The organism is Paenibacillus sp. MAHUQ-63 (assembly GCF_028765165.1).
Lineage (GTDB): Bacteria > Bacillota > Bacilli > Paenibacillales > NBRC-103111 > Paenibacillus_E.
This window is the reverse complement of record NZ_JARADB010000002.1, coordinates 17,551-38,784: the sequence shown is the minus strand read 5'-3', so window position 1 is coordinate 38,784 and position 21,234 is coordinate 17,551. Positions and strand designations below refer to the sequence as shown.

The window sequence follows — 21,234 nt, the reverse complement described above, 5'->3', positions numbered from 1 at the left end:
TTTCATTGCACATCAATGGGTCTTCTCGATGGTCACTCTCGCTGATCCGTCCGCTTGGTGTTCCACTTGATACGGATATCCCAATCGCTGCAATTCTTCAATAAGAAACATCGGCAGCCGGTCATTATGAATTCTCACTTGGCTGCCGACTTTACTATCCTCCAGAGCCTGGAGGGTACGCATAATCGGCTGAGGAGGCTCTAATCCGCGATTATCAAGTTCAATGATATTGCTGCTTTTGCCTTCTTATCCATTCCATTCACCCCATTCCAACTAGCCGAGCGCTTCCTTCTGTTGCAGATGCCATTCGACGAATCCTCTTTAACCAAGCTTTCCAATTTTCACTTGAAATGTCTCAGGACCTTGCTCCAGGTATTCCCAAGAGAACTGACCTGGCCGTGTGGCCTCAAATTGGTAACGCAGCGGACGCGGATCGTGGTCGTTGATCAGCAGCATCGCTTCCCCGGCGGCAAGCTGATCGAAGGATTCAAAGATTACTTTATGTTTGAGCTGCGGGGGATACTCGGGAGCTTTAATTACGGTTGCGAATGGACCCATGGTTTAACAGCCTCCTATATACTCGTTATCGATCACAATTTCAGTATAAGGGTGTATGAGGTTCCGGAATGTGACGGTCATCACGTTTACGAAAAAAATGACAAAAGTGATCTACGTCATATCTCAGGTTCCTCTCACATGGTACATTGAACCCAAGTATCCGGAAGGAGTGAACTTGCATGGCAACGAAACAGATAGCCATTATTGGCGGCGGCATCACGGGGTTGACTGCAGCTTACAAATTACACAAGCGATTCGCATCGGTTGGACAATCCGTTCAGATGATGATCATTGAAAAAAGTGCCAAACTCGGAGGCGCTATCCAAACGTTCAAGCAGGACGGATTTATTATAGAAAAAGGCCCCGATTCTTTTTTGGCTCGTAAGCCTGCCGTACTCAGCCTAACAAGAGAATTGGGCTTGCTTGATGAACTAACCGCCCAGTCCCCTACGGCTTCGAAGAGCTGCATCTACCTCAAAGGGAAGCTTCATCCTGTGCCTGCCGGGCTGGCTATGGGGATTCCCACACAACTGAAACCTTTCCTGGTCACCCGGCTGCTGTCGCTCTCGGGAAAAGCCCGCGCCGCGCTGGATCTTGTCTTACCCGCAAGCACAGAGCCTCGTGATGAATCGCTCGGAAGCTTAATCGAGCGAAGATTAGGTTCGGAAGTTACCGAACGTTTGGTCAGTCCAATACTCGCCGGCATCTATGCGGGAGATCTCCATAGGCTAAGCACCGCAGCGACCTTCCCTCAGCTGCTCGAAATGGAAAGTAAGCATCGCAGCCTTATTCTTGGGATGCTAACGTCACGTAAAAAGCAACCTGCGGCCCAGCCGTTATCTGCCGGAAGCGAGCTTCCTTCGCATCTTCGCGGCAGTATGTTCCTCACGTACAGAGGAGGACTCTGCACATTAGTTGATCGCTTAACGGAGGTTCTGCAAAGCTTGGGCACCCAAATACAGCTTAATGATCCTGTGAAGAGCCTCTCTCGGAACCAGCATAAGTATGAAATCCGCCTTGCCAGCGGCAAAGTGGTACAAGCAGACGGCATCGTTATGGCAGCGCCGGCTGAACAGGCTATACATATGCTTCAAGGCACCACATCCGTACAGCTATCTGAAAAACTGGGGCAAATCCCTAGCGTTTCCGTCGCTAATGTGGTCATGGCATTCGATCAAACGCACTTCAAGAAGCCTCTGCAAGGCTCAGGCTTCGTCGTCCCTAGACAAGAAGGTCTTCACATCACCGCTTGCACTTGGACTTCTTCCAAATGGACGCACACCGCGCCACAAGGGAAAGTACTGATAAGGGCATATATCGGCCATTTCAAGGATCAAACACACCTGCAGTTAGATGATCAGGAGCTGGTCTATCGCGTGATGAAAGATTTAATAAGGGTCCTCGGTGAACGAATCACCCCGATATTTTCAGCAATTACAAGACACCCTCAGGCCATGTCTCAGTACTTAGTAGGTCATGTGGAGCGAATACGGGAGATCGAGGAAGAGCTGCACACCCACTTCCCGAAGCTGGTTGTCGCCGGCCGATCATTCCGCGGCGTCGGAATTCCGGATTGTATCGCCCAGGGCAGCGATGCGGCTCAACGGTTATTTCAACAAATCCATACGATTTAAGTCAGGGAAAACCCTGATTTCCTTATCAGGAAATTCCGCCGTATTTCGGTTATTTGCCTGAGTCTGCTGCTAGGGGAATCAGGGTTTTAACTGTGATTTTTCTCACACCGGAATAGGGATTATTCGCTCCAAAGATCAGCAGAACTCCCGATAACCAAAACCAACAATAACCGTTATCATAAAGATAACAAAGAAACGTTGAGGAGTTGGTCTAGGGTGGCCATGACATATACACGAGAAAATCATACAACTTGCAATCGGACGGAAACGAAAGCCCATAAAGGAATTATGCATTTCTTCTCTGCAGAAAATTTCGAAAGATTACAAAACATCATGTACGTGAAGCATTCTGCAAAAGGTGATTTCTTATTTTGGGAAGGCGACACGGCAGATAAATTATATTACGTCATCCAAGGCGGTGTGCGCATCACGAAGCTGTCCGAATCGGGCAAAAGCTTCATTCTATATTTACATCAATCCGGTGATTTGTTCGGTCAGTTGGATCCCTTTCAGAACTCTGTGCAGAGCTTTAGCGCCGAAGTGACGGAAGATTGTAAAATGGGTGTTATTCAGCGCAAGGACCTCGAAGTTCTGTTATGGCAGCACGGAGATCTTGCCATTGAATTTATGAAATGGATGGGGCTCATGCACCGCATGACAGAAACGAAATTTCGCGATTTAATGATGTACGGGAAGCCTGGTGCGCTCTGCTCCCTATTAATTCGTTTAAGCAATTCCTATGGGATTCCCCATGGCGAGCATGTCCAAATTAACTACAAAATCAGCCATACCGAAATGGCGGATATGATTGGATCTACACGAGAAAGCGTCAATCGTATGCTGAGCGACATGAAGAAGGAAGAGGCTGTCGAGTTTCATAACGGGCGGATTATCATTAAGAACGCCGCGTATCTCCGTGATATTTGCCACTGTGAAAACTGTCCCTTGGAAATATGCCGTATGTAGCTTATTCCGTAATATACACATGAAAAGAACCGTTTTAAGTCCTTCGTACAAGGACTCAAAACGGTTTTTATTTCCTTTTCTACAAACCAAAACGGACTTTATACACTAACTGCGCCGTCATATCGGAAGATCTGAGAATCGTCCCCTCTTCCGTGCTAGTTAAGCTTGTATGCCCTTTCCCCCTGAGGGGAATGGATAGAAATTGATGATCATTCATATACATTTGCACATAATCCTCATTTTCGGACATCCGGATCTTCGTAAGTGTCATTTTATGTGAAGGCGCTACGGGATCAAGCCCTGCCTGATCCTCAATATGCACCTCGATCTGACTGCCAAGCCATCTGGACAATCTTTCTTCCCACTTCATACCCTAACCTCCTTCTTCAAGCGGCAGCAGCCCGCATCCACTTTTGGCGATACCTTGACCTGATACCCATGAAGATGATTCCAGCAAGAAATGTCAGATGATGAATCATAGGGGACACGGTCATCTATATAGGAGAGGAGCTCATTCTCGTTGTCCCATGCCCCCATGCCTTTCAATTCCACAACGGCAATATCCAGACCCTCGTCTTCTCTCAAATCTATATACCAATTGCCTTTGCCCGTGAAGAGGGCACTTATTTGATTGTCAATGACGGTATAGAACGGAGTGTCCGTATGTTCACGAATAAAGACTAGGTCCAAAGCAAATTCACTCGGCATGGTTCATCTCCCTCTCTTACTTAATGCCTCTTTGTTTGGTAATATCGCTGAACATCCCCGCATAATAGATGATATCTCCGGCATCATTCTTGACTGCGCTGATCGTTAGCCATTCCAGATATATATCCCCATTCTTCTTACGGTTCCAAATTTCGCCTTGCCAGAAGCTCTTGCTGCGAATTTGATCCCACATGGCATCGTAGAACCCGCGGTCCTGTTTCCCGGACTTCAGCAAGCTAGGCGTCAACCCAATGACGTCTTTGGCCTCATACCCGGTCAACTCTGTGAAGGCCGCATTAACGGTTTGAATTTTCCCCGTCGGATCCGTCACCATGATGCCTTCCACCGTGTTCTCAATGATCTTGGCGGATAGTCCCAGCTTCTCTTGATAAAACATCCACATAATGAGAATCAAGCTCGCCAAAGCTACTTGGGATAATGCCATGAATCCGATCGCGTAATGACCGGTTAGCTTGAATAAGAAGGTCAGCAGCAGCGGAGGGAAGAATCCGCCTAAGCCGCCCATTGCGGAAATGATACCGTTGGCGATACCCGCTTGTTTGGTGAAATACATCGGAACTAATTTGAAAATCGTACCGTTACCGGTACCGGCGCAGAAGGCTATCGTTAAGCAGCCTAACGTGTACCAAGTCATCGATGGCGCAAAGGATAGCAGGATACCGGCCACGGTCAAGCCTGCGAACACAAACATGAGTATTTTGAATGGGTTAAATTTATCTCCCAAATAGCCCCCGACAGGTCTCATCGCTGTAGCCAGCGCAATGAATCCGGCAGTCCGCATGCCCGCATCTACTTTACTTAAATGGAAGTTGGTAACTAGGAAATTAGGTAGATAGACCGTAAAAGCAACGAAAGAGCCGAAAGTAAGGAAGTAGAATAAACATAATAACCAGAGTTTGGAGTTTCTTGATACTCCTTTAATCTGTTCAATAAGAGCGGTTTGCACGCGCGGCTCGTTGCGGTCCCCGGCGAAAAAGTTGAATACCGCCATAATAATCAACAAAATACTATAGGCCATCACCGTTTTGGACCAGCCGATTTGATTCGCCAGGACCGGCGCGCCAAAGGTGGATAGTGCGGTTCCAAGATTACCAATCCCGTAAATACCGTTAACGAAACCGTGTCTTTCTTTCGGATAATATTTGGGCAAAGAGGTTACGCCAACTGAGAATACAGCTCCGCCAATCCCTAGGAACAGACCGCCGATGATCAGATCTTGGAAGGAATCCGCTTGGCTGACCCAGTAAACAGGTGCCAGCAATAGAATAAAACTGATAACGAATAGTTTCCTTGCTCCATATCGATTCGTCCAATATCCGACAGGCACGCGCATCATAGAACCGAACAAGACCGGAATTGCGGTGACCCAAGTAAGCTGGGAAGGCGTTAGTTTGATCGTTTCCTTAATGAACGGCATTAAGGAAGACAGAATCACCCATACCATGAAGCCTAGAACAAGACTGATTGTTTGCAGGGGTAATTGTAATTTTTTCACATTCATTTGACGTCACGCTCCCGGTTATAGATCCATAATGCAGCAGGGAATAGCAGAATGTTCAGCACGGCATAAACAATAACGGTGCGGAACTGATCGAAATAGTACGCATTTACAGCTTTTTGTGTACAAACAATGTTAAGAAACAATACGATGCACAGAAGCAGGACGCCGACATAGCTACGTTTCATATCGCTTCACTCCCGTCGCGTAGATCGCTCCTTGCTCCTTCTTCAGGAGCACCTCCGGCAATGGTCTCTTCGGCGGTCCCGCCGTCGGCGCTCCGGTTCTGACATCGAAGATGCCATGATGGCAAGGACACACCATCTCATCCTTCTCTTTGCTCCAGAACACGGGGCACTTCAGATGCGTACAGGCATTCTGGTAGGCTTTGTACTCGTTCTCGCCAAGACGGATCAGCAGCGCCGAATCATGCTCCCCCGGATAGGCGAATTCAACCGCATCGCCGACTTTCAGCGAACTGATATCGGTAATTTTGAGCTGAGGGTAGGACTTCTTCGCGAGTCCCTTGAGTTCTTTGGCCGCTAGCGTGCCCCACGGCAGCGTGGATACGGCGAACACGCCCGCCGCGCCAACCAGCGTCTTCATAAAGCCGCGGCGATCCAATTTCCGTTCATCATTTTTTTTTATGTTATGCGTATAATTATCCTCTTGAAAGGGACTATGGTTATTGTCGCGCTTCTTGTTTTGGTCCTGTTCCATGCAGGCTCACCCCAATCCTAAATAATTAGAACAATTTCTGCTTCCCTTGCAGAATACCCGGAAGACTGATCTTCACATTCGTTTCTCCCTCTAACGGATCAAAAGGTTGATGACTAGCCGTCCATTTCCCCAGCTTATGTTGAGCTTTCTTGGCGGCCAGCTCTTCCTCTGTCACCCATTGCAGGGTATTCGTCGGGCAGACCGATGCGCACATCGGAGGGATGCCTTCTTTGGTACGGTCATAGCAAAGATCGCATTTGTACATCAGATTCTGCTCTACATCGAATTTAGGTATCCCATAAGGGCAGGCAATGGTGCAGTTCTGACAGCCGATACATTTCTCAACTAACGCGGAAAGCACGGCGCCCTCTTCGGTAATCTGGATCGCTTGAGCCGGGCAGCTTCTGGCGCACGCAGGATTCACGCAGTGCAGACACATCAAGGGGATCGTTTGGCGGTCTACGAGAGGGTTCACCTCATAGACATAGTTGCGATTTCTCTCATCGTGACCTCCGCATTGCGTGCAGGCAGCCAAGCAGCTTCGACAGCCGATGCAGTTATCCATTTCGATGTATAAATGTTGTTTCATCGGATGTTCATCCTCTCTGGTTGCTTCTCGATCTGGGCCGCGCAAGCCTTAAACTCAGGCATTCTTGACATCGGATCAAGCGCTGCGATCGTAAGTAGATTAATGGACTGCTCGTGACCGAAGTGATAAGGAACGAACACCGTATCTTTGCGAATCGCTTCAATGATTTTCACTTTATATAGGGCTTCGCCGCGGCGCGTATACAGCCGTACGACTTCGTCGTGCGCGATGTTGTAGCGCTCCGCCGTTTCCGGATGAACTTCAACGTAAGGCTCGGGACACATGTCCCGCAGGAAAGGAATTCTTCTGGTTTGATTCCCAGACAAGTAGTGATAGACGACCCGGCCGGTCGTAAGCCGCAGCGGATACTGCTCGCAAGGTTCTTCCGCAGGCGGTCTGTAAGGAAGCGCGCATAGCTGGGCTCTGCCATCTGCGTGATAAAATTGATGATCCAGGAACATATGCGGGGTGCCCGGATCTTCTTCGCTTTTACAAGGCCAGAAGACGCCGTCCTGCTTGTCGATCTTCTCCCAAGTGGCGCCATAATAGTCGGCATAACCGCCTTTGGAAGCTAAGCGGAATTCGTCCGCAACATCCCTGGCTGTCTTGAGATGGCCGAAGTAGGCTCCTCTGCCTAATTTTTCGGCAAGCTCTACTTCAATTAACCAATCCGGTTTGGATTCGCCAATCGGCTCTTGGGCTTTATTAATTTTGATAATACGGCCTTCCAGATTCGTTACGGTTCCTTCGTCCTCGGACCAGGTTACCGATGGCAGGACAACATCTGCGAACTCAGCGGACTCCGATAAATAAATATCCGCACAGACCATGAAGTCCAGATTCTTCAGAGCTTCACGGACAAAGTTCTGATTCGGTGCGGAGACAGCCGGATTGGAGCAGAGCAGATACAAGCCGCGAATCGTCTTCTCCTGCATAAGCTCAAACATTTCATAAGCCGATACTCCGGGCAGCGGCATCTCTTCCGGCTTAATTCCCCATACCTTGCATACTTCTTCCACATGCTTCGGATTCGTTATTTTGCGATAGCCCGGCAGGGCATCCGCTTTCTGACCGTGTTCTCTCCCGCCTTGGCCATTCCCTTGCCCGGTGAAAGTGGCGACACCCGCTTTGGGCCGTCCAATCTTTCCCGTAACCAAGCACATATTCGTATAGGCGGATACGTTATCTGCACCTTTGATTTGTTGTTCGATACCGCGGGCGAACATCACGACGGCATTCGGTGCTTTGCCGTAGATCTCAGCAGCGCGGATTAATTTCTCAGGAGCAATTCCCGTGATCTCACTTGTATATTCAGGTGTGAAATCTTTCACAACCTCTCTCATTTCCTCGAAGCCGTTGGTGTGCTTAGCGACAAATTCCACATCCGCATGGCCATTTTGAATCAACAGATGAACCATACAATTGGCAAGCGCCAGGTCCGTACCCGGTCGTAAATCGAGATGAATATCGGCGCGGCGGGCAATTGGCGTTTCACGCGGATCCGCTACAATGAGATAACCGCCGCGGTTCTGCACTTCCCATATACGGAACATGGAAGTTGGATGGCACTCCGCTGTGTTGCTGCCGGCTATGAACAAGCAATCCGTCTCATGCAAGTCCGTCCATGGCAGTGTAGACCCTCTGTCAACGCCGAAGCTTCGAAGAAAACCTGCGGCTGCGCTTGACATACAGAACCGGCCATTATAATCGATGTAACGCGTCTGCAGCGCGACACGGGCGAACTTCCCGGTCAAGTAGCATTTCTCATTGGTCATTGATACGCCGCTGAATACGGAGAGCGAGTCTTTGCCGTACTGGCCTTGCAATTCCTTAAACCGTTTCACGATCAACGCATAGGCTTCATCCCAACTCGCTTCGCGGAAGCCTTCTTTCGTTCCTTTGAGCGATGCATCGTCGCGGATTAACGGGCGCAGCAGACGATCATTGTGATTGGTTTGCTGATAAGCCGTCACGCCTTTCGGACACATTTTGCCCAGTGTGACAGGCCAGTCATAGCGCGGCTCGACGCCGATAATTCGATTGGAAGAAGTATCAACCCGGAGGTTCATCCCGCATTGCATGCCGCAGTAAGAGCAATGGGTTTTAACCAATTTTTCGTTGGGATGGGTCTTATTCTCGATGACTTTAAAGAATTTATCCTTTTGCATGCTGGTTGCTCTCCTTTACACGAATCTGATGAGTTGGAATTCCGGTAAACCGGGACATTCTGTATTTCCGGCGGCAGGGCAGGCACAGTTCAGCCAAGTGGAAGCCCTCCTCTGTCTTGAATTCAATGTCGTTCACTTTGAGCACTTCAATGACATCATTGGATTGTTCCACCGACACGAAGCCTGTTCCGCAAACCTTGCAGCTCTTCGTCGCCTGCTCCGCATAATGTTCTCTGTAATTTCGGGCAAATACGCTCATGGGTCTGAATGGAATATGAGCTAATTTACCGAAAGGAATATAGATCAGCGTTACGATAACGGACCATTGGTGCACTAATGTGACAATCGGGTGCCCATATCCGTGAAGGACGATGTTGCAGAAAGTGAGCAGCAGTCCTGTTAAGCTTACGAAAAGGAGCAAATATAAGGGAAGGAAATCATAGATAAGGGTTTGTTCCGCGCGAGCTTGCATGGACTTCAGCCGGCGATATAAAGCCATGCAGACGCCGCCAATCACCATGAAGGCCGTAATATTCAGCGCATTGTAGAACAGAAACCCAAGGACGCCATCCGCTTTGATCTGCATAAGGTCGATTCCGAAACCAACAACCGTGTATTTGCCGTTCTCTGCCATCGTGAAGTACATCCAACCGAATACGAGCGGGAAGGTAACGAATGCGGATAGAATGCAGCCCCAGCCCAGCAGAACGTGCTGCGTCCAGCGATACCATCCACGGTTCCAGATGAATTTGTACGTAAGTAAATGCTCGGTTGTTGTCTGCGGCGTGCTTTTTCTGAATAACAGCTTGATGCCCTTTTTCAAAATAATTTTCGTCGGCGGCCGTTCCCCCCAAGCAATAAAGCGATAAAAGAACCCGCCAACGAAAACCACCGTGCCTACCATATACCCGTATAAAGCCAAGTCAATATGTGTAAAAAGCCTTGAACCGATTCCCATAAGAATGACTAATCCGACTACGACTAGAAATACGCATTTAGCGAATTTTGATGCGAACGCTCGATCCATGTAGCATTGCCCCTTCACTTGTGATCTTTATAGTTGTATTAAACCATGAGTCGTCTGTTCGGCACTGTGAGATAAATCACTGTGGCCCCGTTTAATATCGAACTTCACGTGACATAAAAAAAACAGCCTTCCATCCGATCTGATCCGAAGGAAAGCCGTTGTCTACGAAGAGAAGCCGCCTTAACGTGCAAAAACACGGGCGATCAAGCTCATATAGAGCAGCGAGCTTACGGAAAGCAGGCATCCGCCGATCCCTATGAGAAGTAAGCCTTGCCAACCGATGCCGATAAGGAGAAGAAGCAGTCCTCCACACATGCCTGTCATGCCGACCTTCACGTAGCGGTCCTTGATCAGATCGTTCATGACCGGCACCTTCATTTTCCCTGCCAGCGGGCCATACTTATGTGTCCACCACAGAAATGGAACGATTTTGGACAAATACCCCAAGATGGTCATCCCGACCCAGCCGTATAGATACATCCAGCCTGATAGGATCACCCATCTTTCATCGCCGAAGAGTCCCGGCTTCACGAACCAAACACCCAGAAGCATAACAGCGTATACGAGAAGCGCTCTCGTGCAATAGATGGACCACCGAATCCCGGAACCCGGAGATCCTTTATGGCGATGCTTACGGATGTCCCTCATATGAGCCTCGTACATGATTAGCGCGGCTATGATCAGTGCGAGCACGAGGCCATTCAGACGAGCTCCTCCTCCTAACAGGAAGTGACCCGCTCCAAGGAGGGTTGCCGTATTCCATAGAATCATTACGACATAGGGACGTTTGGCGGATTCCCCGTGAGACAAGTAGAACATGGGCAGCATTTTGTAGCTGAACCCTGTAATTAAGAGGCCGAACCAGCCGAGTGTTCCCATCCAAATATGGGCGGAAAGCAAGCGATCGTGGATGCCTCCCCAAATCGGGTAAACAAAATCAATCCCCATCATCATGCCTAGAAGCCCAGTCAGCACCAGGTAACCCACCGCGCATGCTGTACTCACCGTGATGGGATTCCATTTGGCGGCAAGACGCATCGTTTGCCCTATATTCCAAGCGAACAAGCAGATGCCAATCCAAGTCAGTACAGCACCCGCAGCGATCCAGCTAACCTCCAAACGAAGGAATCCGATCAATAAGAGGAAGGAACCGATAAGGAAAATCACATAATGAACGTAGCCAAGCTTCCGGCTGTACAGCTTCCGCTGCAGAACCACATCCATCAGTTGGTAAACAGCCCCCATCGCGATCATCGTTCCCCAATCCAGCACAATCAAATGAATGCGAAACCAGCCTTCCGGATTCCGGGGAGGATCTCCTATCCATGTTCCCAGGGCAAACAGGGAAAGCAGATGAAAAGCGATAAAACTGACCATTCCGGTTGCGATAAACAGCAGTGGAAGCCTGAACATGATGGATCGTCCCCTTTACACGCAATTAAACAAAATGTTATTCTCCAAATGAATGTGCTGGAACATGTCCGCTTCCAATTCCTCCAGCTTCGAGAAAGTGAGCTGATAGGTCGTGCAGGCGTCCTCCGGCAGCTTGTAATCTAGCGTTAATTCCCTGATTTCTTTGAGCAGATCACCCGATCCTTCGTGTTCATGCTCGAGCTCTTCCAGTATGTCCAACAGCCTCCTTCTCTTTTCTTCTGTCGGATCGTTCGCCAAAGCGATAACGGCCGGGAAAGCTTCCTGTTCTTCTTTATCCATATGCTGCTTCATCTCACTTTTCAATGTTTCAAAACATTCATACACCTTAAAGAGTTCAGGATGATAGGGTCCATGCACACGCGCTACTTTCTTGACATAGCCGCTTAAGTGCGGCAATGCCGTTCTTAAATACCCATGATGGATGCGAACGATATGCTCGATTAATTCGCTCGAGCTTAATTCGCTCCAATTGACATTATCGGATTCAGGGGCTTTGATCGCTTCCTGAAGACTTAGCAAGAGCGCCTGCTCCTCAATCTGTTGATCTTGAATCACTTGAAGCAGTGTTTGATTTCCTCCGCAGCAGAAGTCGATCCGGTATCCTTTAAACACCTCAGCTGATCTCGGGTAGCTGGTGACGATATCTCCAACGCGGTCTGTTAATTGAATGGTCACTTCCATCTCAAATCCTCCTTGTTCGGTTTGCTACATCCACTATATCCAAAAGACAGACCGCCACATGTGATCGGCATCACAATATTTGAAAAACATTCCCATTCAATCAGCTGCTGCAAAAACAACTCACAAAAAAGCTCGGCTCCTCCAAGAGAGCCAAGCCTCTACCGAGAGTCCCGCCCATAGCGGGAATTTCTCCTGTTAAATGCAGCCTGGCGGACCCTCGAATGCTGAATAACAGGAATTCCTCCCGTTATTCAGCGCGTACTCGCAGCCTTTACGCGAAATAGGGATGAATTAACGGGAGGAATTCCTTTTATTCGTACAACTGGGCTAATTTTCTCGCGAATAACGGGAGAAGTTCCAGTTACGCCCTGCGGCTGACCAAGAAAAGCTCGGCTCCCTCAACGAGAGAGCCCCGCCCCGCCGCAGCAAAAAAAGAGGTACGGGATAATCCCCGTACCTCCTTCTGTCATGCGTCTTTGATCGATGCGTACATATCTCACTATGCGCTTCATCACACTAGCCACCAATGTGAGACATTTCTACTTTAGGCTTCGGAAACGTCTGCTCAAGTCTCGTTTCGGAATACCGATCCTGGCGTGTTCTCCATACTTGAGCAATTAAAGATCTTACAGCATCATCACTAGCGCCTTCCCTGATCACACTTAGCAGGTCTGTCTTGTCTGAAGCAAACAAACAAGTGTATAAATGCCCTTCGGCTGAAAGCCGCGCTCGTGTACAAGTACTACAGAACGCCTGGGTTACAGAGGATATGAAACCGATCTCATCCTGAGAACCCTGATAACGGTATCGCGTCGCAACCTCGCCCACATAATTCGATTCTATAGGTTCCAGCGGCATCACTTTATGAATGATTTCGATAATTTGTTGGCTAGGAACGACCCGTTGTAAATTCCAACCATTGGTGTTGCCCACATCCATAAACTCAATAAATCTCAAAATGTGCCCGTGCTCCCGGAAGTACTTCGCCATTGGGACAATATCCTGGTCATTGACACCCTTTTGCACGACCATATTCACCTTCACGGATAATCCTGCCGAAGCCGCCGCATCGATGCCTTCGAGCACGCTTTTGGCCGAATACCCTCTTCCGTTCATGACACCGAACCGCTCATCATCCAAACTATCCAAGCTCACTGTAATCCGCTCTAATCCAGCCTCCCTTAGCTCCTTTGCCTTATGCTTCAATAAGGAACCATTGGTAGTTACGGCAATATCTTTGACGCCTTCTATATGACGGACACGTGATATAATGTCAGCAATATTTTTATTTAATAGCGGCTCCCCGCCGGTAATCCGAATTTTTTCAACGCCAAGAGATACGAAAATCCGCGTTAAACGCTCTAATTCTTGAAGGCTTAACAGCTTTTCTTGCGGAAGGAACTGGAAGTTAGGACCAAACACCTCTTCAGGCATACAATATCGGCATCGGAAATTGCAGCGGTCCGTCACAGATATGCGTAAATCACGAAGCGGCCTATGAAGGGTATCTGTCATTTGGGGCGCTTGCTTATCGGAATTATTCATCCTTGACCTCCTCTCCGTACACGGTAATTTCATAAGGCAGCGGTATAACTTCCACCTGCTGGCCGGCGGTGACTCCTCGTGAACCAGCGGGTATGACGATGATGCAATTGGCATCTTGAATAGATACAAGCATACTCGAGCTATTCTTATCCAACACACTTACCATGACTTGTTGATTAGTTAATGTCATTCGTCCTCTTATATATCGGTCATGCGGGCATCCTTTATCATAATCGTTCCCCATGACAGCATGTATGCAAGGTTGAAACGGGCGCTCTACTCCTTGCATCGCAAGCAGTGCAGGTCGTACCAGCAGTTCAAAACCGGCGAAGCAGGCGCCGGGATTACCAGAGAGACCGAAAATGAGCTTATTGTTAATGACAGCTGCTGAAGTCGGACTGCCGGGCCTCATTGCGATTTTATTGAAGAGAAGTGCCGTATCATCATTCCCCTTCATGTCAGAGAAGAAGTCCGCCATAACGTCATAATCTCCAACGGAAACTCCGCCGCTTACGATAAGCATATCACATTTCTCTATTGCCTTGTAAATCGTCCGAGTAACCTCACCTCTATCATCCGGAACCGTTCCATACTGAATAACCAGTCCGCCGTATTGCTCGACTTGTGCCGCGAGCATGTAGGCATTGCTATTCCGAATTCTCCCGGGCTGAAGGGGCTCGCCGACAGCGAGTAATTCACTTCCCGTCATTAAGACGCCCACGACGGGTCGACGAACAACCGGAACCTCTTCATACCCTATTGAGGCAAGCAGTGCAATCTGACCAGGACCGATTGGGGTGCCTGCACGTATTAGCAGCTGCCCTGTCGTTATTTCATCGCCTACCTTGGCCATATTTTGTCCGGAGACTACCTTGTGCTTAATACGGATGTAAACTTGCCCTTCCTCTTGAAACTCCTCTGTTTGTTCAAACATGACGACTGCATCCGCACCGTCCGGGACGGCCGATCCCGTCATGACACGAATCGCTGTTCCCGGGACCACTTGTTGATGCGAGATGGACCCGGCAGGCACTTCATCAATTACTCTTAGACATGCAGGGTTGTGTGGAGCAGCCGATACTGCTTCTTCGCTCAGAACGGCATACCCGTCTAATCCGGAACGGCGGAAATGAGGCATACACTCCTTCGAGAACAGCGGTTCCGAAATTCTTCTATGTAAGCAAGAGTCAATCGATGTGTACTCGCTTTCCAGCGGCAGCACATGCTGCATAACCATGTTCCGGGCATGCTCCACTTTGACGGCCCTGCGGGCAAACCTCTGGCTTCGATTTATCATCACGAATAATCCTTTCATCTACAACGCTTATTAAGTTGAATCATAAATCTTTAATGTCAATGTAGATGTGATATTGATCACAGCCCCAATTTCGTTTCATTGTGACCCCTATCACATTCATCCAAGGAGCTGCTCTTTGAGATGGGGACAAGAAATATACACATGGAACATCCAGGGGTTGTGAAAATAATCACATACATAAGAAAAGGTAAGATCTATAATGGAATCATCCAAGAGAGAAGGAGTGATTGCTATGACGACCCTGCATAACGAGCATTTAGAGGCCTTGCGAGATGATTTCTGCTGCGAGTATGGTAAATTTTTTGCCGAAAGAACCGGTGGGCTGCAAAATGAGGAGAAAGAACTCATCACCCAACCGCCATTCGAACCACAGACTGGCCCTGAGCATACGATGAAGTATCTGCATCAAGTTGGCCTTCAAGAGGAGTACCTGCTATGACTCACTCTGCAAAACCAAACCAGTAGTGCTGGAATCACTTCGGCACTGCTGGTTTTTATTTATTATAAGATCGTTGGCCCGTGTGAAAAATGTCACAGTTCAGCGGTGCCGGTTGTGACATAAATCACATCGAACGTTTTGTCATATGGATATACTGAATGAACGGCTTGGGGATAGGAGTGATGGTTCGAATGAACGGAAATGGTTCTTTGCGCGAAGAAGTTGGCGTCCGGAATACGGAATGCTTCTCCGCCGATAATTTAGTTAAACTACAGCAAGTCATGTACGAGTCTAAGGTCACATCAGGATCGCATCTCTTCTGGGAGGGAGATCCCGCTGACAAGCTGATCTTTATCAAGAGCGGAAGAGTGAAACTGACGAAGACTTCAGATGAAGGCCGGCATTTTATTTTGTACATGTACCAAGATGGCGATATGTTCGGTCAAGTAGACCCTTTTCACCAATCGGTTCATGCTTTTAATGCAGAAGTTATCGAGGATAGTGTCATTGGGGCTATCTTGCAGAAGGATTTGGAAGTTTTGCTTTGGCAGAATGGCGATTTGGCCATTGAATTCATGAAGTGGATGGGACTTGTTCACCGCATGACGCAGACCAAATTCCGTGATCTCATGATGTTCGGTAAACACGGTGCATTATGTTCACTGCTCATCAGATTGGCTAACTCCTATGGTCTTGAACAAGATCATCGAATCTTGATCACCAAGACCCATACCCATACAGAGTTTGCCGATATGATCGGCGCTACAAGAGAGAGTGTAAATCGAATGCTAAGCGAACTCCGCAAAGCAAATGCCATCCACATCGAGAACGGTCATATCATCGTGAACGATCTTCCCTACCTTCGTGACATTTGTCATTGTGAGAATTGTCCCAAAGACATCTGCAGAATGTAGAAACGACACCTGGATGGGTATCTATTTTTTATTCTTTTAGCGGAATTGTAACGAAGAAAGCTACCCTGTTCTCTTGCGTTGAAAAATGAATGGTACCTCGATAACTTTCTAACGATCGTTGAATGGTGATTGTTGCAGACCTCAGATTTTGCGCAATCATTACTTCATACGAAGCCTCGCCTTCACTTTGTTTATCTAATTGTGAACAAACGCTAAACATAAAAAAGACACCCGATTTGGGTGCCATATCCCTTTAATTGTGTTTCACGTGTTGAAGCATTTGGACAAAAATTTGCTCGATATGTTCATCATCCAGGGAGTAATAGACGGTTTTTCCAACTTTACGCCGTTTGACAATTCGCAAATTCCGTAAATATCTTAATTGATGAGAAATAGCGGATTGGCCCATTCCTAACACTTGTACAATATCATGCACACACAGCTCATTATTCAACAAAGTGTGAATAATTTTAAGTCTTGTCGGGTCGCCAAGTGCTTTGAACACCTCTGCCAGCCCACCGACGATCTGGTCCGTTATTAATTGTTCTTTCAGTACGTCAATATTAGAAGTTCCATGACAGGTGTCATCACATTGATCTTGTACGGTTTTCGATAAGATCTCTTCCATATACCTTCTCACTTTCTGAGGATAAAACTTACGATTTACTTTACATTATAACAGAAAAGCATTCAAATACCCGAACAATCTTTATTTCCTCATGTCTGCGTATTCACGTTCACGACAATGGTTTGTTCTTCTGTAGTAATCTCATCCCGTTAGCAATAACGAGAAGTGAGCTCCCTGTATCCGCCAATACGGCCATCCATAGCGTTGAGGTTCCCAGAAAGATCATAACCAGGAAAACAACTTTGATGAGCAGGGAGAAAGCAATATTCTGTTTAATAATTCTCAATGCTCGCCGGCTTAACCTTATCGCATAGGGCAATTTGGATAGGTTATCCGCCATTAAAGCCACATCTGCTGTCTCTAAAGCCGTATCCGTTCCCGCGGCACCCATGGCGATACCGACAGTCGCTGTCGCTAAAGCAGGTGCGTCATTTACTCCATCTCCAAGCATGGCTACATGACCATAATTCGTCATTAATTGTTTGACCGAAGAAACCTTGTCTTGCGGGAGCAGCTCGGCATCATATTCGATTCCTCCGAGCTTTGCAGCGACGGCCTGAGCGGTTCCGCGATTGTCCCCGGTTAACATGATCGTTTTCTTAATTCCAATATTCCCTAATTGCTCAAGTGTGGACTTGCTATTAGGACGAACCTCGTCCGCTACAGCAATCATAGCGATTAGCCGCTCCCTTGTCCCCAGCATCATAACCGTTTGTCCTTGTTGCTCTAGGTGATTTATTTGTGTATGGACCCCATCCATTGAAACATTCAAATCGTCAGCGAACCATTTTGGACTGCCAATGAAATACCCCTCGCCCTGAACGGTGGCCTTAACCCCCCGGCCGGTTACTGAAGTAAAAGACGAAATTTCTTTACTCTGTATGCCCTTCTGCTCTGCGAACCGAACAATGGCCTCAGCCACAGGGTGTTCAGATGAAGACTCCATACCTGCTGCTATAGATAAAGCTTCTTCCTCTGTCTGCCCATCCAGGGCAATAATGGCTGTTACTTGCGGCATTCCCGCGGTCAAAGTACCTGTTTTATCAAAAGCTACAACGGAAACGGCCCCTAATCTTTCTAAATGGGCTCCGCCTTTAATGAGGATACCGTTTCTCGCCGCGTTTCCAATTGCAGACACGATTGAAACGGGGGTGGAGATGACCAAGGCACAAGGGCAAGATACAACCAACATCATAAGTGAGCGATAAATCCATGTATGAAAGGGCTGTGCCAAAAATACGGGAGGTATGACGGCAATTCCGACTGCAAGAATCAAAACTGCCGGGGTGTAATATTTAGAAAAAGTATCGACAAACCGTTGAGAAGGAGCTTTCTGCGCCTGCGCATCTTCAACCATTGTAATAATACGGGACAATGTATTATCTTTGGACAGCTTCGTTACCTCAACTTCAATTGCTCCTTGTTGGTTCATAGTCCCGGCATAGACCTCATCCCCGCCAGCTTTGTCCACAGGGATCGATTCCCCGGTAATTGGGGCCTGATTTATCGATGAAGCGCCTTTGATAATGACTCCGTCCACCGCTATTTTCTCACCCGGCTTGATAATCACCGTATCACCGATTCGGATATCCTCAATCCCCATCATAGACTCATGACCCTCTCTGCGAACTAAAGCTTCTTTCGGAGATAAATCCATCAGCCCGCGGATTGACTTTCTGGTCCGATCCATTGTGTATGCTTCTAAGGTTTCACCCAAGGAGAACAGAAAGACAACGGCTGCCCCTTCCTCCCACTGTCCGATAAGCGCAGCTCCCGCTGCTGCAACTGTCATGAGCAGATCCATTCCGATTGTACGTGACTTTAAGCCATAAAATCCTGTTCTAGCCATGCGGAATCCGCCAATACCGATAGCTGCAGCATATAATATCGTAGAGTAGATTTCATCTACGAAGGCTCCCCATGATAACCCCCAAGCGATGGCAAACAATAGCCCTGATGCACATGTAGGAAGAACCTTCTTATTCCGCCTCCAGAAGCTTACTTCATCCGTTGGCCGCGCGTCTCCAGCATCTAGCATGGCCGTATATCCTGCCTGTTGTACCGTCTGCATAATGCTCTGTGACGCTGTTCCGTCATGTTCAACGGTCATCTTAGCCGCCCCATAGTTCACCGTTACCTGATGAACAGCCGGAAGCGATCCAACCCGCTTCTCTAATTTAAGCGCACAATCCGCACAATCCATCCCGTCAATCCGATAGACAGAAGTTTGATTCGTTTGCGATTGTGTCTGGATCCGGGATACAGATCTCTCCAGCTTCACTGCGCAATCCGCACCATGCATCCCCTCAAGCGTTACGGTTCGATTAACTATATCACCCGATGTATTTCCACAACACGAGTCGCCATGATGTTGATTGTTATGTTGGCCTTCATTACTACAACAAGAGGTTTTTGAAGACATCCGAGATCATACTCCTCATTATTAATATATGATTATGTGTTCATGTATTAATTTTATAATATGTCGATCTCTTTATGATGTCAATCGTTACCAACCTAACGATAATAATAAAAAAGAGAGGTCCAAAGTTGGAACTCCCTAAATCATTACTACCTTAGTATTTTTTGATGAATTTCCCATCCTCTAGATAAAGCACTCGATCACACAGCGGCAGTACCCGGTCATCATGTGTAACCATTACCGCACTTTTCCGCCGGGACTTTACCTGCTTCGCGATCATACGGACGACATCAAGCCCCCTTGCTGCATCCAAGCTTGCTGTAGGCTCATCTGCGAACAGGACAGCGGGGTCATTCATTAAGGCTCTTGTGATCGCTACCCGCTGTCGTTCACCCCCGGATAGCTTCTCCGAATACGCCGTTCGCCGGTGGGATAATCCAACCTCATCCAGCAGCTCTTTTGCCCGTTTGGCGGCCTTTGCCTTGTCCATGCCGGCAAGCTTGGCGACTAGAATGAGCTGCTCTTCGACTTTTAAATAGGGAATCAAATTGGCGCTTTGAAAGATGAATCCGATCTTCCGAAGCCGAAGCTCCGAAAGTTCTTGCTTGTCTTTACCGCCGATCGATTCCCCATCGAGCAGAACACGCCCGCCGGTAGGTTCAAGCAGTGCTCCGGCTATGGATAGGAATGTACTTTTGCCCGACCCCGAAGGACCCATGACTGCGACCAACTCACCCTCTGCAACCTCCAGGTTAAGCTGATTCAAAATCATTCTTTCATTACCGCCATCTTTAAATGTTCGAGTGACTTCTTGTAAGATAAGTCTGTTTCTCATGCCGCTGTCCTCCCAATCGCATCCAAGGCGTCAATGCTGGCGACCTTCCATACGGAGAATAGAGACCCGGCCAGAGACATCGTTACAAAGGATAGACAGGTAAGCGCTAAGGTTGTGATTCCTAATTGAAATGGCATCGAGCTCGGCAGCACGGCTTCAAACAATTGGACCAACAGCACGCTGATCACCAAACTTCCAACCGATAGGATGAACACCTGGAGAGTCACACTTCCGGCTAAGTAAGCCGTTCGTGTACCAATCGCTTTCAAAATACCAAATTGACTTGTTTTCTGGATGGTGACGACATAGAAAAATACAGCCAGTACGAACGCAGAAATCACAAACAAGAAAAAAAGCATCATCATAAGCGAACCTTGCTCTTCTTTGTAACCGGGAATCGCCGATATGGCCTCAGACTTCATGATCACTTCCGAATCGGGCAGCGCGGCCTGAAGCTCCTTCACTTGGTCCTTTGAGGCTTTCATGGCAATCGCATTATAAACCTGACTGTCTGCCGCTTCCGTTCCTGGCCGACTTGTCAGCGCCTGATAACGACTCCAATCCTGTTTATTTAGAAAAATAGCCGGTGTATGGCTGAATGATTCGTTTTTCACAAATCCGCTTACGACCCAGCTTACTCCCGATGCTTGATCGATTAAGGTTGTACCGATTTGCACGCCGGCATCCTTCAATTTATGATCAACAAGAACATATCCATCCGTCTGGTTCGAGATGGAGGAACCTTCGGTTACGGCCGGCGCCAGCCAACCACCGAGATTAACGGCGAATAGGGTAGCATCGACTTTTTCCGTTTTACCGGATGGAGTGACCGTCGTCATTTTCAAACTAAGCGGCTCTGCATTCTCTCCCCCTACGATTGAGCTAGTCTTATCAAGCACCTGCTGATCGACTTGCGATCGGGTGAAGCGGTGATTGGAATCCTGCTCCACAAGAAAATGGGTTGCATCCATATTCTTCACAGAAGCAGCGTTGTCGTACGCAAGTCCCTGTGCAAGACCGGTGACAAACAGAACAAGAAATGCAATAAGCACCATAATGGTTGCGATTAACAGATAGCGAGCTTTAGCAAATCTCATTTCTCGAATAGCAAGATACATGAAACTTCCCT

22 protein-coding genes are annotated in these 21,234 nt (G+C 48.0%); 4 read left to right on the top strand and 18 right to left on the bottom strand.

Going from position 1 to position 21,234, the window contains the following annotated elements; translation table 11 throughout:
- Positions 1-12: 12 nt before the first annotated feature.
- Together PUT07_RS08600 and PUT07_RS08595 are read right to left on the bottom strand one after the other, a co-directional pair.
- On the bottom strand, positions 13-225 hold the full coding sequence (locus tag PUT07_RS08600; RefSeq protein WP_274469252.1) for a sulfurtransferase TusA family protein: 213 nt from the start codon (positions 223-225) through the stop codon (positions 13-15).
- A gap of 96 nt (positions 226-321) precedes the next feature.
- On the bottom strand, positions 322-558 hold the full coding sequence (locus PUT07_RS08595; protein WP_274467548.1) for a DUF2249 domain-containing protein: 237 nt from the start codon (positions 556-558) through the stop codon (positions 322-324).
- A 179-nt stretch (positions 559-737) separates the two neighbouring features.
- On the opposite strand from PUT07_RS08595, the gene hemG reads away from it, so the two are divergent.
- Both hemG and PUT07_RS08585 read left to right on the top strand, forming a co-directional pair.
- Positions 738-2,192 carry a protoporphyrinogen oxidase gene (gene hemG / locus PUT07_RS08590; protein ID WP_274467547.1) on the top strand — a complete coding sequence of 485 codons (1,455 nt, stop codon included), beginning with the start codon at positions 738-740 and terminating at the stop codon, positions 2,190-2,192.
- Between the two features lie 333 nt (positions 2,193-2,525).
- On the top strand, positions 2,526-3,158 hold the full coding sequence (locus PUT07_RS08585) for a Crp/Fnr family transcriptional regulator (protein ID WP_274467546.1): 633 nt from the start codon (positions 2,526-2,528) through the stop codon (positions 3,156-3,158).
- 79 nt (positions 3,159-3,237) lie between these two features.
- On the opposite strand, the gene PUT07_RS08580 is transcribed toward PUT07_RS08585, so the two are convergent.
- From PUT07_RS08580 to PUT07_RS08525, 12 genes are all read right to left on the bottom strand, one after another.
- The gene (locus PUT07_RS08580; protein WP_274467545.1) at positions 3,238-3,528 is read right to left on the bottom strand and encodes a hypothetical protein; all 291 of its coding nucleotides are present in this window, start codon (positions 3,526-3,528) and stop codon (positions 3,238-3,240) included.
- Positions 3,525-3,866 (bottom strand): hypothetical protein, encoded by a 342-nt coding sequence (locus PUT07_RS08575; protein WP_274467544.1) that lies wholly within the window; start codon positions 3,864-3,866, stop codon positions 3,525-3,527. Before PUT07_RS08575 ends, PUT07_RS08580 begins: the two co-directional genes overlap by 4 nt.
- 16 nt (positions 3,867-3,882) lie before the next feature.
- Positions 3,883-5,388 carry a nitrate/nitrite transporter gene (locus PUT07_RS08570; protein ID WP_274467543.1) on the bottom strand — a complete coding sequence of 502 codons (1,506 nt, stop codon included), beginning with the start codon at positions 5,386-5,388 and terminating at the stop codon, positions 3,883-3,885.
- The gene (locus tag PUT07_RS08565) at positions 5,385-5,573 is read right to left on the bottom strand and encodes a hypothetical protein (protein WP_274467542.1); all 189 of its coding nucleotides are present in this window, start codon (positions 5,571-5,573) and stop codon (positions 5,385-5,387) included. The genes PUT07_RS08570 and PUT07_RS08565 overlap by 4 nt, the downstream gene beginning before the upstream one ends.
- On the bottom strand, positions 5,563-6,105 hold the full coding sequence (locus PUT07_RS08560; protein WP_274467541.1) for a Rieske 2Fe-2S domain-containing protein: 543 nt from the start codon (positions 6,103-6,105) through the stop codon (positions 5,563-5,565). The genes PUT07_RS08565 and PUT07_RS08560 overlap by 11 nt, the downstream gene beginning before the upstream one ends.
- 25 nt (positions 6,106-6,130) lie before the next feature.
- Positions 6,131-6,694, bottom strand: coding sequence for a 4Fe-4S dicluster domain-containing protein (locus tag PUT07_RS08555; RefSeq protein ID WP_274467540.1), 564 nt, complete (start codon positions 6,692-6,694; stop codon positions 6,131-6,133).
- Positions 6,691-8,862 (bottom strand): molybdopterin oxidoreductase family protein, encoded by a 2,172-nt coding sequence (locus tag PUT07_RS08550; RefSeq protein ID WP_274467539.1) that lies wholly within the window; start codon positions 8,860-8,862, stop codon positions 6,691-6,693. Before PUT07_RS08550 ends, PUT07_RS08555 begins: the two co-directional genes overlap by 4 nt.
- Positions 8,849-9,889, bottom strand: coding sequence for a hypothetical protein (locus tag PUT07_RS08545; protein WP_274467538.1), 1,041 nt, complete (start codon positions 9,887-9,889; stop codon positions 8,849-8,851). The genes PUT07_RS08550 and PUT07_RS08545 overlap by 14 nt, the downstream gene beginning before the upstream one ends.
- Positions 9,890-10,069: 180 nt before the next feature.
- The gene (locus PUT07_RS08540; protein WP_274467537.1) at positions 10,070-11,302 is read right to left on the bottom strand and encodes a hypothetical protein; all 1,233 of its coding nucleotides are present in this window, start codon (positions 11,300-11,302) and stop codon (positions 10,070-10,072) included.
- Positions 11,303-11,317: 15 nt separating this feature from the next.
- On the bottom strand, positions 11,318-12,004 hold the full coding sequence (gene ric, locus PUT07_RS08535) for an iron-sulfur cluster repair di-iron protein (RefSeq protein ID WP_274467536.1): 687 nt from the start codon (positions 12,002-12,004) through the stop codon (positions 11,318-11,320).
- Between the two features lie 516 nt (positions 12,005-12,520).
- On the bottom strand, positions 12,521-13,549 hold the full coding sequence (gene moaA / locus PUT07_RS08530; protein ID WP_274467535.1) for a GTP 3',8-cyclase MoaA: 1,029 nt from the start codon (positions 13,547-13,549) through the stop codon (positions 12,521-12,523).
- Complete coding sequence (locus PUT07_RS08525; protein WP_274467534.1) at positions 13,542-14,846, bottom strand: molybdopterin molybdotransferase MoeA; 1,305 nt, start codon at positions 14,844-14,846, stop codon at positions 13,542-13,544. The genes moaA and PUT07_RS08525 overlap by 8 nt, the downstream gene beginning before the upstream one ends.
- 253 nt (positions 14,847-15,099) lie before the next feature.
- Between PUT07_RS08525 and PUT07_RS08520 the strand changes: the two genes are divergently transcribed.
- A complete protein-coding gene (locus tag PUT07_RS08520) occupies positions 15,100-15,306 on the top strand; it encodes a hypothetical protein (RefSeq protein WP_274467533.1) in 207 nt (68 codons plus the stop codon).
- Positions 15,307-15,497: 191 nt separating this feature from the next.
- A complete protein-coding gene (locus PUT07_RS08515) occupies positions 15,498-16,220 on the top strand; it encodes a Crp/Fnr family transcriptional regulator (protein ID WP_274467532.1) in 723 nt (240 codons plus the stop codon).
- Positions 16,221-16,473: 253 nt separating this feature from the next.
- Here the strand turns inward: PUT07_RS08515 and PUT07_RS08510 are convergent, their stop codons facing one another.
- From PUT07_RS08510 to PUT07_RS08495, 4 genes are all read right to left on the bottom strand, one after another.
- Positions 16,474-16,848, bottom strand: a complete 375-nt coding sequence (locus PUT07_RS08510; protein ID WP_274467531.1) for an ArsR/SmtB family transcription factor — start codon at positions 16,846-16,848, stop codon at positions 16,474-16,476.
- A gap of 109 nt (positions 16,849-16,957) precedes the next feature.
- Positions 16,958-19,150 carry a heavy metal translocating P-type ATPase gene (locus PUT07_RS08505; protein WP_379239757.1) on the bottom strand — a complete coding sequence of 731 codons (2,193 nt, stop codon included), beginning with the start codon at positions 19,148-19,150 and terminating at the stop codon, positions 16,958-16,960.
- Positions 19,151-19,424: 274 nt separating this feature from the next.
- Positions 19,425-20,105 carry an ABC transporter ATP-binding protein gene (locus PUT07_RS08500; protein ID WP_274467529.1) on the bottom strand — a complete coding sequence of 227 codons (681 nt, stop codon included), beginning with the start codon at positions 20,103-20,105 and terminating at the stop codon, positions 19,425-19,427.
- On the bottom strand, positions 20,102-21,223 hold the full coding sequence (locus tag PUT07_RS08495; RefSeq protein ID WP_274467528.1) for an ABC transporter permease: 1,122 nt from the start codon (positions 21,221-21,223) through the stop codon (positions 20,102-20,104). The genes PUT07_RS08500 and PUT07_RS08495 overlap by 4 nt, the downstream gene beginning before the upstream one ends.
- Positions 21,224-21,234 lie beyond the last annotated feature (11 nt).

Coding starts and splice junctions, on each gene's coding strand:
- PUT07_RS08580 (WP_274467545.1), bottom strand. CDS start 3,528: ATGAAGTGGGAAGAAAGATTGTCCAGATGGCTTGGCAGTCAGATCGAG.
- PUT07_RS08510 (WP_274467531.1), bottom strand. CDS start 16,848: ATGGAAGAGATCTTATCGAAAACCGTACAAGATCAATGTGATGACACC.
- PUT07_RS08505 (WP_379239757.1), bottom strand. CDS start 19,150: ATGCATGGTGCGGATTGCGCAGTGAAGCTGGAGAGATCTGTATCCCGG.
- PUT07_RS08540 (WP_274467537.1), bottom strand. CDS start 11,302: ATGTTCAGGCTTCCACTGCTGTTTATCGCAACCGGAATGGTCAGTTTT.
- PUT07_RS08525 (WP_274467534.1), bottom strand. CDS start 14,846: ATGATAAATCGAAGCCAGAGGTTTGCCCGCAGGGCCGTCAAAGTGGAG.
- PUT07_RS08560 (WP_274467541.1), bottom strand. CDS start 6,105: ATGGAACAGGACCAAAACAAGAAGCGCGACAATAACCATAGTCCCTTT.
- PUT07_RS08585 (WP_274467546.1), top strand. CDS start 2,526: ATGTACGTGAAGCATTCTGCAAAAGGTGATTTCTTATTTTGGGAAGGC.
- PUT07_RS08595 (WP_274467548.1), bottom strand. CDS start 558: ATGGGTCCATTCGCAACCGTAATTAAAGCTCCCGAGTATCCCCCGCAG.
- PUT07_RS08545 (WP_274467538.1), bottom strand. CDS start 9,889: ATGGATCGAGCGTTCGCATCAAAATTCGCTAAATGCGTATTTCTAGTC.
- PUT07_RS08570 (WP_274467543.1), bottom strand. CDS start 5,388: ATGAATGTGAAAAAATTACAATTACCCCTGCAAACAATCAGTCTTGTT.
- hemG (WP_274467547.1), top strand. CDS start 738: ATGGCAACGAAACAGATAGCCATTATTGGCGGCGGCATCACGGGGTTG.
- PUT07_RS08555 (WP_274467540.1), bottom strand. CDS start 6,694: ATGAAACAACATTTATACATCGAAATGGATAACTGCATCGGCTGTCGA.
- moaA (WP_274467535.1), bottom strand. CDS start 13,549: ATGAATAATTCCGATAAGCAAGCGCCCCAAATGACAGATACCCTTCAT.
- PUT07_RS08500 (WP_274467529.1), bottom strand. CDS start 20,105: ATGAGAAACAGACTTATCTTACAAGAAGTCACTCGAACATTTAAAGAT.
- PUT07_RS08495 (WP_274467528.1), bottom strand. CDS start 21,223: ATGTATCTTGCTATTCGAGAAATGAGATTTGCTAAAGCTCGCTATCTG.
- PUT07_RS08520 (WP_274467533.1), top strand. CDS start 15,100: ATGACGACCCTGCATAACGAGCATTTAGAGGCCTTGCGAGATGATTTC.
- PUT07_RS08565 (WP_274467542.1), bottom strand. CDS start 5,573: ATGAAACGTAGCTATGTCGGCGTCCTGCTTCTGTGCATCGTATTGTTT.
- PUT07_RS08575 (WP_274467544.1), bottom strand. CDS start 3,866: ATGCCGAGTGAATTTGCTTTGGACCTAGTCTTTATTCGTGAACATACG.
- PUT07_RS08515 (WP_274467532.1), top strand. CDS start 15,498: ATGAACGGAAATGGTTCTTTGCGCGAAGAAGTTGGCGTCCGGAATACG.
- ric (WP_274467536.1), bottom strand. CDS start 12,004: ATGGAAGTGACCATTCAATTAACAGACCGCGTTGGAGATATCGTCACC.
- PUT07_RS08550 (WP_274467539.1), bottom strand. CDS start 8,862: ATGCAAAAGGATAAATTCTTTAAAGTCATCGAGAATAAGACCCATCCC.